The 10,499-nt window shown below is 68.8% G+C and carries 12 protein-coding genes; 2 read left to right on the top strand and 10 right to left on the bottom strand.

Annotation, left to right across the window (positions count from 1 at the left end; all coding sequences use genetic code 11):
• The first annotated feature begins 49 nt into the window (after positions 1-49).
• Both ISP14_RS00915 and ISP14_RS00910 read left to right on the top strand, forming a co-directional pair.
• Positions 50-1,273 carry a DUF4861 family protein gene (locus ISP14_RS00915; RefSeq protein ID WP_404535238.1) on the top strand — a complete coding sequence of 408 codons (1,224 nt, stop codon included), beginning with the start codon at positions 50-52 and terminating at the stop codon, positions 1,271-1,273.
• Between the two features lie 22 nt (positions 1,274-1,295).
• Positions 1,296-3,158: a beta-galactosidase gene (locus ISP14_RS00910; protein ID WP_404535236.1), complete on the top strand. Its 1,863-nt coding sequence runs from the start codon at positions 1,296-1,298 to the stop codon at positions 3,156-3,158.
• A 50-nt stretch (positions 3,159-3,208) separates the two neighbouring features.
• Here ISP14_RS00910 and ISP14_RS00905 read toward each other — a convergent pair whose 3' ends face one another.
• The 10 genes from ISP14_RS00905 to ISP14_RS00860 form a co-directional block, all read right to left on the bottom strand.
• On the bottom strand, positions 3,209-4,366 hold the full coding sequence (locus ISP14_RS00905; RefSeq protein ID WP_404535234.1) for an isovaleryl-CoA dehydrogenase: 1,158 nt from the start codon (positions 4,364-4,366) through the stop codon (positions 3,209-3,211).
• A 144-nt stretch (positions 4,367-4,510) separates the two neighbouring features.
• The gene (locus tag ISP14_RS00900) at positions 4,511-4,945 is read right to left on the bottom strand and encodes an excinuclease (protein ID WP_404535231.1); all 435 of its coding nucleotides are present in this window, start codon (positions 4,943-4,945) and stop codon (positions 4,511-4,513) included.
• A gap of 84 nt (positions 4,946-5,029) precedes the next feature.
• Positions 5,030-5,758, bottom strand: a complete 729-nt coding sequence (fabG, locus tag ISP14_RS00895) for a 3-oxoacyl-ACP reductase FabG (RefSeq protein WP_404535229.1) — start codon at positions 5,756-5,758, stop codon at positions 5,030-5,032.
• 1 nt (position 5,759) lies between these two features.
• Positions 5,760-6,233, bottom strand: a complete 474-nt coding sequence (locus tag ISP14_RS00890; RefSeq protein WP_404535227.1) for an ApeP family dehydratase — start codon at positions 6,231-6,233, stop codon at positions 5,760-5,762.
• Positions 6,230-7,411 (bottom strand): beta-ketoacyl-[acyl-carrier-protein] synthase family protein, encoded by a 1,182-nt coding sequence (locus tag ISP14_RS00885; RefSeq protein ID WP_404535224.1) that lies wholly within the window; start codon positions 7,409-7,411, stop codon positions 6,230-6,232. The genes ISP14_RS00890 and ISP14_RS00885 overlap by 4 nt, the downstream gene beginning before the upstream one ends.
• Entirely contained in the window at positions 7,408-8,127 is a 720-nt protein-coding gene (locus ISP14_RS00880; RefSeq protein WP_404535222.1) for a class I SAM-dependent methyltransferase, read from the bottom strand. The genes ISP14_RS00885 and ISP14_RS00880 overlap by 4 nt, the downstream gene beginning before the upstream one ends.
• Positions 8,124-8,561 (bottom strand): acyl-CoA thioesterase, encoded by a 438-nt coding sequence (locus tag ISP14_RS00875; RefSeq protein ID WP_404535220.1) that lies wholly within the window; start codon positions 8,559-8,561, stop codon positions 8,124-8,126. The genes ISP14_RS00880 and ISP14_RS00875 overlap by 4 nt, the downstream gene beginning before the upstream one ends.
• Complete coding sequence (locus ISP14_RS00870) at positions 8,554-9,507, bottom strand: LpxL/LpxP family acyltransferase (RefSeq protein ID WP_404535218.1); 954 nt, start codon at positions 9,505-9,507, stop codon at positions 8,554-8,556. The genes ISP14_RS00875 and ISP14_RS00870 overlap by 8 nt, the downstream gene beginning before the upstream one ends.
• Complete coding sequence (locus tag ISP14_RS00865) at positions 9,504-9,863, bottom strand: ApeI family dehydratase (protein ID WP_404535216.1); 360 nt, start codon at positions 9,861-9,863, stop codon at positions 9,504-9,506. The genes ISP14_RS00870 and ISP14_RS00865 overlap by 4 nt, the downstream gene beginning before the upstream one ends.
• Positions 9,860-10,402: a COG4648 family protein gene (locus ISP14_RS00860; RefSeq protein ID WP_404535214.1), complete on the bottom strand. Its 543-nt coding sequence runs from the start codon at positions 10,400-10,402 to the stop codon at positions 9,860-9,862. Before ISP14_RS00860 ends, ISP14_RS00865 begins: the two co-directional genes overlap by 4 nt.
• Positions 10,403-10,499 lie beyond the last annotated feature (97 nt).

Below are 10,499 nucleotides of genomic sequence, written 5' to 3'. Positions count from 1 at the left end.
TTCAACAGATTTTGAAAGTTTCGAATTCTTTCTGTTGGCCGGAGACGGGATGGCTAGGCATGTGCGCAACAAGAGGTGTGGCATAGCGGCGTTGCTGTTGCTGGGCGCCGCTGCCGGCGCCGCGACTGCCGCGCCCGTGGCAGGCCGGGGCACGCCGCCGCTGCCGTTGGCGGTGAGCAATCCGCTCGCACTGGCACGCCACGCCGAGGTGCTGTCGTTGCCGCTGGCCGAGGTGCTGCGGCGCCGCCCGCAATGGAAACCGGGCCAGCTGGCCGTGCGCGAGGCCGGCGCAGCCGGCTGGCTGCCCGTGCAGCTTTACGCGAGCGACGGCGGCGACGTGCCGGACTGCCTGCTGGTGCAGATGGATATCGCGCCGCATGCCACCGAACGGCTGGAAATCCTGCCGGCGCCGAAGCCGGCGCCGGCATCCGCGAATCCTCTTTATGCCCGCCTCGTGCCCGAACGCGACGACGACTTCGCCTGGGAAAACGAGCAGGTGGCTTATCGCATCTACGGCACCGCGCTGGAAAAGACCGGCCAGGTATTTCCCGGCATCGACGTATGGTCCAAGCGACCGCCGCGCCACGTGGTCGACGCGTGGTACCGCCGCGACGCCGAAGGCCAGCGGCTGAACGATCCTTCGATGTCTTACCACATCGACCACGGCGACGGCATGGACAGCTACGACGTGGGCCGCACGCCCGGCGATGGCGGCACCGCAGGTTGGCTGGACGGCGTGCCGGTGGCCTCGCACAACGCCGCGAAGGTGCGCATCACCGCGCTGGGCCCGGTGCGGTTGCGTTTCGAGGTGGATTACCCGGCGTGGCGCGTGGGCAACGCACTGCTGCGCCAGCACAAGGTGATCACGCTGGATGCCGGTTCGCATCTCAACGAGCAGGTGGTGAGCTACCGCATCGAAGGCGCATCGCGCGCAACCGTGGCCGCGGGCGTGGCCGTGCATGCCGGCGCCGACTCCGTGCACGACGGCGCCGCGCGGATCGCCGTGTGGGACACGCCACAGAAAGCCAGCGCCGGCCGCATCGCCACCGCGCTGTTGCTGGCGCCGGGCGAGAAGGCGCGCTACGCCACCACACACGATGCGGCCTGGGCGCTGTTCGACGTGGCCGACGGCGACAGCATCCGTTTCGCCTCCGGTGCCGGCTGGTCGCAGGGCGACATGCACGACTTCCATGCCTGGCAGTCATATTTGTATGATTATTCGTTGCGCTGGTCGAACCCCTTGCAGGTGCGCTGGCCGCACAGCCGCGACTGATGCCATCCACGAGGAGTACACCATGCAACGCCGAACCTTCCTGCGCCTGAGCATGCTGACTCCATGGGCCCTGGGCGCGGGTTGGCGCATCGACGGCGCGCAGGCCGCCACGGCGACGGTCGGCATCAAGCCGGATGGCCGGCCGCATCGCTTCGCGCTTTCTGCGCAGCACTTCCTGCTCGACGGCAAGCCGTTCCAGATCATGAGCGGCGAGATGCACCCGATCCGCATTCCCGTCGAGTACTGGCGCCACCGCATCCGCATGGCGAAGGCGATGGGGCTGAACACGATTTCCGTCTATCTGATGTGGAACGCGCTGGAGTCCGAGCCGGGCGTGTTCGACCTCAAGAGCGGCAACCGCGATTTCGCGCACTTCATCCGGCTATGCCAGGAAGAAGGCATGTGGGTGTACCTGCGCCCCGGTCCCTACATCTGCGGCGAGTGGGACTTCGGCGGACTGCCGCCGTACCTGCTGCGCCACCCGCACATCCGCATACGCGACAAGGACGACGCCGACTACATGGCCGCGGTGCGCCGCTACATCGCCACCGTCGCGCCGGTGGTGAAGCCGCTGCTGGCAGAAAACGGCGGCCCGGTCCTGATGGTGCAGGTGGAGAACGAGTACGCCTCGTTCGGCAAGGATCTCGGCTATCTCGAAGCGATCCGCGCGCTGTGGGAACGGCACGGCGTGCACGGGCCGTTCTCGATCTCCGACGGCCTGGGCCAGGTGCGCGAGGCGAAGACCTATCTGCCCGGCACGGCGCTCGGCCTGGATGGCGATACCGATTTCGCGGCCGCCCAGACCATTGCCGGCGAGATGCCGGTATGGATGGGCGAGGGCTACCCCGGCTGGATCACCCACTGGGGCGACAAGGATTTCGCGCGCGGCGATTTCGCCGACACGCTGGGCAAACTGTTGGCGGAGGGCCGTTCGTTCAACCTGTACGTGGTGCACGGCGGCAGCAACTTCGGTTTCGGCGCGGGCGCCAATGCGAACGGCGACTACTCGAAGTTCCAGCCGGTGATCACCAGCTACGACTACGGCGCGCCGATCGACGAACACGGCGCACCCACGGCGGACTACCACGGTTTCCGCAAGATGTTCGCCGCCCACGCGACGCAGCCCTTGCCCGAGGTACCGGCCACGCCGCCGATGGCGAGCTTCGCTCCGTTCACGCCGCAGCCGCACGCCGCGCTGTGGGACAACCTGCCGGCGGCGAAGCGGGTGCAGCAGCCGCAGCCCAACGAACTGTTGTTCGGCCAGGACCACGGCATGGTGCTGTACCGCCGGGCCGTGCAGGGCGGTGGCGGGCTGAGCATCGACGGCGTGCGCGATTACGCCACGGTGTTCCGCGGCGGCCGCTACGTCGACTACATCTCGCGCGCGGAGCATCCGAAGCTGCGCGCAGGCAACCGGCTGCAACTGCCGGCCAGCCGCGACGAGTCGCTGCTGGAAATTCTCGTCGACAGCTTCGGCCACGTCGGCTACGGCCACGCGACGGCCGACCGCAAGGGCATCGTCGGCGAGGTGCAACTGAACGGCCGGGCGCTGGAAGGCTGGGAGGCGGTGAGCCTGCCGCTGGACGGCAAGTGGCTGGCGTCGTTGCAGCCGCTGCGCGGCAAGCCTTCGCGGCCGGGCGTGTTCTTCAAGGGCAGGCTGTCGTTGCAGCAGGCAGGCGACTGCTACCTCGACATGGCGGACTGGGCCAAGGGCTACCTGTGGGTCAACGGCCACTTGCTGGGGCGCTATTGGAACATCGGCCCGCAGCAGCGTTTGTACTGTCCCGCTTCGTGGCTGCACGCGGGCGACAACGAGGTGCTGGTGTTCGACCTGCACCGGACGGAAGGAGCGGCGATCCGCAGCGCAGCTTCGCTGAGTATCTGAGCGCGGCCCCGCCGCGCCCCCTCTCCCACACGTGGGAGAGGGGATGACTCTTACGCCTTGCCGTGGAACAGCTCGCGGCCGATCAGCATACGGCGGATCTCGTTCGTGCCAGCGCCGATCTCGTACAGCTTGGCGTCGCGCAGCAGGCGGCCGGCGGGGAACTCGTTGATGTAGCCGTTGCCGCCCAGCGACTGGATCGCCTCCAGCGCTACCTTCACCGCGTTGGTGGAGGCGTTGAGCAGGCAGGCAGCGGGATCGACGCGCGACTTCACGCCGGTGTCGAACTGCTGCGCCACCATGTAGGCGAAGCCGCGCGAGCTCTGCAGCGCGGTGTACATGTCGGCCACCTTGGCCTGCATCATGCCGAAGGTGCCGATCGGCGCATTGAACTGCTTGCGCTCGCGCACGTAGGGCAGGGTGAGGTCCAGCGCCGCCTGCATCAGGCCGATCGGGCCGCCGGAGAGCACCAGGCGCTCGGTGTCCAGGCCGCTCATTAGCACGCGCACGCCTTCGTTCACCTCGCCCACGACGTTCTCGGCGGGGATCTCGCAGTCCTCGAACACCAGTTCGCAGGTGTTGGAGCCGCGCATGCCGAGCTTGTCCAGCTTCTGCGCGGTGGAGAAACCCTTCATGCCCTTCTCGACGATGAAGGCGGTCATGCAACGGCTGCCGGCGGCGCGCGGCGCGGTGCGCATGTAGACCAGCAGCACGTCGGCGTCGGGGCCGTTGGTGATCCACATCTTCGAGCCATTGGCGACCCACACGCCGTCCTTCAGCTCGGCCTTGCAGCTCATCGAGCCGACCACGTCGGAACCGGCGCCGGGCTCGCTCATCGCCAGCGCGCCCACGTACTCGCCCGAGCACAGCTTGGGGATGTACTTCTTGCGCTGCGCCTCGTTGCCGTTATGGAAGATGTTGTTGACGCACAGGTTGGAGTGCGCGCCGTAGGACAGGCCCACCGAGCCCGACGCGCGCGAGATTTCCTCCATCGCCACCATGTGCGCGAGGTAGCCCATGCCGGTGCCGCCGTACTCGGTCGGTATGGTCATGCCGAGCAGGCCCAGGTCGCCGAACTTCTTCCACAGGTCGGCCGGGAACAGGTTGTCGTGGTCGATCTGGGTGGCGCGCGGCGCGATTTCCTTCTCGGCGAAGGCGTGCACGGTGTCGCGCAGCAGGTCGATTTCCTCGCCAAGCGGGAAGGGGCGCATACGAGGACACTCCGTGGGGATCAGGAGGCGAATGATAGCGTGCCGGCCGTATGGGCGGCATCGACGCCGCCGGCCGGCCCCGGCGCGAAAGGAAACGCCGGCACAGGGCCGGCGTTTTCGTTCAGCAGCGGGTAGCGGGGGTGTTCAGGGCAGCTTGACCAGCTTGGCCTTCAACGCGACGCCGGACATCAGGAAGCCCTTGTGGCATTCGTAGTTCTGGCCGTCGCGGTACTCGGTGTCGTTGTAGTTGCTGACGATCTCCGTCACCGCGTTGGCGCCGGCCTGCTTGGCCTCGCTCTGCAGGTAGATCAGGTCGGTGGCGAGCACGTGGTTGCAGGTTTCCTCGTCGCTCTTGCCGAAGGCATTGGTCTTGCGGTTGATGGTGACGTTGTCGTTGACCACCTTGCCGTGCGGGCCGTTGCCGGCCAGGTAGAACTTCACGCTGCCGTCGATCTGGCCGGCCTTCTGGGCGGCAGCCACGCCGTTCTCGAACGACAGGTGGATCACCTTGTCACTGGCCATGGCGGCGGCCGGAGCGGCCAGAAGCAAGGCGGTAAGACCGATGGTGAGTGCTTTCATGCGTTTCTGTCTCCTTGGGTGGGCAGGGTGGGCAACCGTCGTGAAGGGCGCGCCGAGCCAGCATGCTGCCATGCTTCGCCGCATTCAGCACAGGCCGCCGTTGACGGCGAGCACCTGGCGGGTGATGTAGCCGGCTTCCGCGCTCGCCAGGAAAGCCACCGCGGCGGCGACTTCCTCCGGCGTACCGGCGCGCTGCGCGGGGATGGCCTTGAGGATGTCCTCCACCGGCACGTCGGCGTCAAGCATGTCGGTGTCGATCAGGCCGGGCGCCACGCAGTTCACGGTGATCCTGCGCTTGGCCAGTTCCACCGCCAGCGCTTTCGCCGCGCCGATCACGCCGGCTTTCGACGCGCTGTAGTTGACCTGGCCACGATTGCCGATCAGGCCGGACACCGAGGTGATGCAGACGATGCGGCCCGGCGCGCGGCGACGGATCATCGGCATCACCAGCGGGTGCAACACGTTGTAGAAGCCATCGAGGTTGGTGCGCAGCACGCGGTCCCAGTCCTCGTCGGAGAGCGCGGGAAACGCGCCGTCGCGGGTGAGTCCGGCGTTGCACACCACGCCGTAGGGGGCGCCGTGTTGTTCCACGTCGGCTTCCAGCGCGGCGCGGCAGGCTTCGCGGTCGGCGATGTCGAACTGCAGCACGCGCGCGGCGCGGCCCATGGCCTCGATGTCTGCGCGCACCGCCTCGGCTTCGTCGCGTTTCGCGCGGCAATGCAGGACGAGGTCGTAGCCGGCCTGCGCCAGCCGCAGCGCGATCGCGCGACCGATGCCGCGGCTGGAGCCGGTGACCAGGATGGTGTCGGCCATGTCAGGACTCCGTTGCGGGTGATGGGGAGTTGCCGCTTTGAAACAAGGCGCTGGCGTCGGGCGGGCTGAACACGGTGAGCCGGGCCTCGGCCAGCACGCCGGGTGCCTCGATACGGCAGGCGAACACGCCCATGCCGCTGTCGTCGTGGAAGTCGCGCCGCGCCTCGACACGCAGCTCGCTGCCGGGCGCGAAGGCGGCCACGTTGCAGGTGTAGTGGCGGGTGCCGAGCAGGAAGCCCAGCCGCACCGGCTCGCCGGCTTCCCTGGCCTGGCAACCGGCCCAGGCGGCGATGGCCTGCGCCATCAGCTCCACCCCCATCCACGCCGGCAGTGTGCCGTTCGCGTCGTGGAACAGGCCGGAGGCCGGGACGCGCCGGCTGCATACGGCATGCTCGGGGCCGTGTTCCAGCACCGCGTCGAGCAGGATCATCTCGCCCGCGTGCGGCAACAGTTCGGCGATGGGCCAGGCGGTCATGCGGCGTCCCCCAGGATCAGGCAGGCATTGTTGCCGCCGAAGGCGAAGGAGCTGCTCATCAGCCGGTGCGGCTGGCCGTCCGGCAGGCGTGCGCCGATCTCGACGAAGCGCAGCGCGGGCAGCTCGGGATCGGCTAGGCCGTCCCATGGCTGCGGCGGCAACCGGCCGTTGCGCAGGCTGAGCCAGCAGAACGCCGCTTCCAGCGCGCCGGCGGCGGCCAGCGTGTGGCCGGTGAGCGGCTTGGTCGACGAGCACGGCACGCCGAGCGGGAACACTGCGGCCACCGCCTGCGCCTCCATGGCGTCGTTGTGCGTGGTGGCGGTGCCGTGCAGGTTGAGGTAGTCGATCTGCGTGGGCTCCAGTCCGGCCTGCGCCAGCGCGGCGTGCATCGCCTGCCGGGCGCCCAGGCCTTCCGGGTCGGGCGAGGACATGTGGTAGGCGTCGGAGCTCGAACCCGCGCCGAGCAACTGCACGGGACCGTGCTCGCGTGTCATCAGGAACAGCGCGGCAGCCTCGCCGATGTTGATGCCGCGGCGCTCGCGCGAGAACGGATTGCAGCGTGCGGGGTCCATCGCGCCCAACGCGTGGAAGCCGTTCAGCGGCAGCCGCGCCAGCGTATCCACACCGCCGCAGATCACCGCGTCGCAGAGGCCGGCCTGCAGCAGTCGTTGCGCGCTGATGAGGGCGCGTGCACCGGCGGTGCAGGCGGTGGAGATCGTGTAGCAAGGGCCGGCCAGCTCCAGCCATTCGGCGAGGAATTCGGCGGGCCCGGCCAGCTCCTGGTGCGCGTAGCGGTAATCCGCCGGCCAGGCCTGGTCGCGGCGATACGCGGCGAGACCGTGGGTGGCTTCCTCGATGCCGCCAGTGCTGGTGCCCAGCACCACGCCGACGCGCGCATCGCCGTGGCGCGCGATGGCCGCGCGGAGGTCGGTTTCGATTTCCTGCGCCGCCGCCAGCAGCAGGCGGTTGCAGCGGTTGTCGCGCGAGGCAGCCAGCGCTCCGGGGATGCCGGGCAAGGGCGTGCGCACCGCACCCAGCGGCGGCGCGTGGCCGGGGATCCAGCCGGACTCCGCCTGCAGCCCGTGTTCCTCACCGGCGAACAACGCCTCGGCCACCGCATCCTTGCCCGCGCCCAGCGCGCAGACCACGCCTAGTGCGTTGAGGAAGGTTGCGTTCATGCCTGCGCCGGTTTGCGGGCGGCCACGTTCACCAGGGTTTCCTCGCGCTGGCCGGGGGGCGGCGGTGCGCGCAGACCCCAGCGTTCGAGCAGGCCGAAATCCTTCGCCCGGCTCCACCACAGGTAGGGCAGCGAGACGTTGGCGTCGGTGAACTCGAAGCCTTGCGTGCGCAGCATCGCCAGGTAGCCTTCGGCGCTTTTCTGCACGTGCATCGGGTGGCGGAAGAACCAGCGGATCACCCAGCTGTCGATGTAGGCCTTGGTGGATTCGGCGAACAGCAGCCGGCCGCCGGGTTTCAGCACGCGCCAGAACTCGGCCAGCGCACGCTCCTGCTCGACCAGGTGATGGAAGGTCTGATGGCAGAACACCACGTCCACGCTGGCGTCGGGCAGGTCGATGTGCGCGCAGTCGGCGGCAATCAGTTCCGCGGCGATGCCTTCGCGCTGCGCCTCGGCGCGCGACAGCGCCAGGCTGTGCGCGTCGGCGTCCAGCCCGATCAGCCGGTCGGGCGCGAAGGCTGCCTGCAGCAGTCGGAACGACTTGCCCTGGCCGCAACCAGCGTCGAGCAGCACGCCGCCGCGTGGCAGCGGTTCGCCGAGCAGACGCTTCAAGTCGTTGATCGCCACGCGCAACACATGGTGCTGCCAGGTGTGGGTGGCGAGAAAGCGGAAACCGATGCGGGTTTCCTCGACGTAGGTGGGGCTGGCGTAGGTCATGCGAAACTTCCGGAAAGACACTGCTCTACTGCGTCGATGAACACGGCCGGCGAAACCAGCTGCATCGCGCCGTCGGCAAGGCGCACCGCCACTTGCACGGTGCTGGCGCGGGTGAGGCGTTCGCCGCTGGCGGCGTCGCTGATGAGGTAATGGATCTTCAGGCGGTTCTGCCACTCGACCAGGTCGGCGCGCACCACCAGCCGCTGGCCGAAGCGCGCGGCGCGCGCATAGCGCAGCTGCAGGTCGATCACCGGCCACACATAGCCGGCCGCCTTCATCTGCGTGTAGTTGTGGCCGATGCGGTCGAGCAGGGCGCAGCGGGCGATTTCCAGGTACTTCACGTAGTGGCCGTGCCAGACCACGTCCATCGAGTCGACGTCGAAGAACGGCACGGTGACCTCGGTGTCCACATGCAGCACGCCGCGGCTACGCATCGGTGCTTCCCCAGTACGGGTAGAAATTGAACCACTGCTGCGGTGCCAGCAGGCACCACTCGGCGAGACGGTCGGCGTAGCGCTGCGCCCAGCCGGCGATGGCTGCGTCGCGCTGGCCGCGTTCCCAGGCCGGCGCATCGAGGAAGCGTTCCAGCCGGATCTCGTAGCGGCCGGCTATCTTCAGGCAGCACATCAGGTTCACCGGGCAGCCGAGCAGGCCGGCCAGCAGCCACGGCCCCTGTGCGAACGCGGCGGGATGGCCGAGGAAATCCACCTCGATGCGGCGGCCATCGTGCAGGGGCACGCGGTCGCCGGCCATGGCCAGCCATTCGCCGCGCTCGAGGCGTTGCGACAGGTCGAGCATCAGCGCGGCGTCCAGTTCGCTGACTTGGATCAGCCGCATGCGTTGTTCACCCGCTTCGCCGAGCAGGCGGTTGAGGTGCGCGACGTGGTGCGTGTGCACCAGCACGTTCAGCGGCACCTGTTCGCCCAGTTCGGCCAGCGCGCGGCAGACGTCGAGGTTGCCCAGGTGGGTGCCGACCAGCAGCTGGCCGCGGCCGCCGCTGCGGGTCGCCAGCAGTTGCGCGCGCAGACCGTCGGGGTCGATCAGGCGCACCTGTTCCAGCCGCAGTGCGCCGCGCCACACGTCGAGGCGGTCCAACAGGCAGTCGGCGAAAGCCATGAACTGCGCGAACACGCGGCGCGGCGTCGGCAGCAGCCCGTCGCGGCCGCTCCACGCGGCGAGGCGCTGCAGGTATTCGCGGATGCTGCGCCGCGCGCGGCGCCCGGTGAGGAAGAAGTACAGCACGATCAGGTGCAGCAACGGCGACAGCAGGCGTCGTCCGCAACGGCGCGCCACGAAAGCGGTGAAGCGCATCAGCAGCAGGCTGCCGCGCTCGCGCTGCGCGGACCAGTGCTGCTGCGTGGCCGCCTGCGCCTCGCTCATGCACGCGGCTCCAGCACCAGGCGGCCGGAGGAGTACGCCGTCTCGGCTTCGCGGTAGGCGAAGTGCAGCTTGCCGCGTGCGCGGTCGTAGCGCAGCGCCAGCGTCACGTGGTCGCCCGGCTGCAGCAGGCGCTGGAACTTCAGCGCTTCCATCTCGCGGCACTGCGGTGCGGTGCCGAGCCGCGACGCGGCCAGCTGCAGCGCCCAGGCGATCTGCACTGCGCCCGGCAGCACCGGTGCCTGCGGGAAGTGGCCGGGGAAGTAGGCGAGCTCGTCCGGTATGCGCAGCCGCAGCGTGCATTCGTCGCCGTCGCGCCGTTCGTCCAGGATCGCCGGGGCGGTGCGCGGCGCGCTCACGCGTTCACCCGCAACCGTTTGCGCAACAGCCATTCGCCGACGAACAGCGGACCCATGATGAAGTACACGATCAGGCCGTTGTACAGCGTCCACCATTTCAGCGGTGCGTACAGCGTGAGTGCGGCCGACACCACGGCGTTGAACACGAAGAAGCCCACCCAGACCCAGGTGACCTTGCGCGTGTAGGGAATCGCTGCGTCCGGTAGGTTCGGTTCGCGCACGCGGGCGATGCGCTCCACCACCGGCGGCCCGTACACCAGGCTGAGCCCGAAGGTGAGCAGCAGGAACAAGCTGATCAGGGTGGGGTACCAGCGCAGCAGCGCGGACTCGCCGCTGACGCCGAGCAGCGCGCAATAGGCCAGCGCCACGATCAGCATCCAGCGCCCGCCCGGTTCGCGCAGCAGGAACGGCGCGCGCAGCAGCCACGCCGCCGCCAGCGCCAGCGCGAACACGTGCGGCGGCACCGTCTCCATCCCGAAGTAAACCAGGAACGGATACAGGATGCCGATCAGCGGCAGGAGGATTGAGAGCCTGTTCATGGCTTCACCGTGGTTCGCGTTGAGTCGCTGTGCGGGCGTAGCGATTCAACCCTTTGGGCCGGATCGGCTGGCAAATGCCAGCCGATCCCGGCGCGGG

Origin of the sequence: Dyella agri, from assembly GCF_044904705.1 — a bacterium.
GTDB classification, from domain to species: Bacteria; Pseudomonadota; Gammaproteobacteria; order Xanthomonadales; family Rhodanobacteraceae; genus Rhodanobacter_A; species Rhodanobacter_A agri.
This window is presented reverse-complemented; position numbering and strand designations above follow the sequence as displayed.

What these genes read in the sequence shown, in the direction of transcription:
- ISP14_RS00915 (WP_404535238.1), top strand. Translation starts at nt 50, where the DNA reads ATGGCTAGGCATGTGCGCAACAAGAGGTGTGGCATAGCGGCGTTGCTG.
- ISP14_RS00910 (WP_404535236.1), top strand. Translation starts at nt 1,296, where the DNA reads ATGCAACGCCGAACCTTCCTGCGCCTGAGCATGCTGACTCCATGGGCC.
- ISP14_RS00905 (WP_404535234.1), bottom strand. Translation starts at nt 4,366, where the DNA reads ATGCGCCCCTTCCCGCTTGGCGAGGAAATCGACCTGCTGCGCGACACC.
- ISP14_RS00900 (WP_404535231.1), bottom strand. Translation starts at nt 4,945, where the DNA reads ATGAAAGCACTCACCATCGGTCTTACCGCCTTGCTTCTGGCCGCTCCG.
- fabG (WP_404535229.1), bottom strand. Translation starts at nt 5,758, where the DNA reads ATGGCCGACACCATCCTGGTCACCGGCTCCAGCCGCGGCATCGGTCGC.
- ISP14_RS00890 (WP_404535227.1), bottom strand. Translation starts at nt 6,233, where the DNA reads ATGACCGCCTGGCCCATCGCCGAACTGTTGCCGCACGCGGGCGAGATG.
- ISP14_RS00885 (WP_404535224.1), bottom strand. Translation starts at nt 7,411, where the DNA reads ATGAACGCAACCTTCCTCAACGCACTAGGCGTGGTCTGCGCGCTGGGC.
- ISP14_RS00880 (WP_404535222.1), bottom strand. Translation starts at nt 8,127, where the DNA reads ATGACCTACGCCAGCCCCACCTACGTCGAGGAAACCCGCATCGGTTTC.
- ISP14_RS00875 (WP_404535220.1), bottom strand. Translation starts at nt 8,561, where the DNA reads ATGCGTAGCCGCGGCGTGCTGCATGTGGACACCGAGGTCACCGTGCCG.
- ISP14_RS00870 (WP_404535218.1), bottom strand. Translation starts at nt 9,507, where the DNA reads ATGAGCGAGGCGCAGGCGGCCACGCAGCAGCACTGGTCCGCGCAGCGC.
- ISP14_RS00860 (WP_404535214.1), bottom strand. Translation starts at nt 10,402, where the DNA reads ATGAACAGGCTCTCAATCCTCCTGCCGCTGATCGGCATCCTGTATCCG.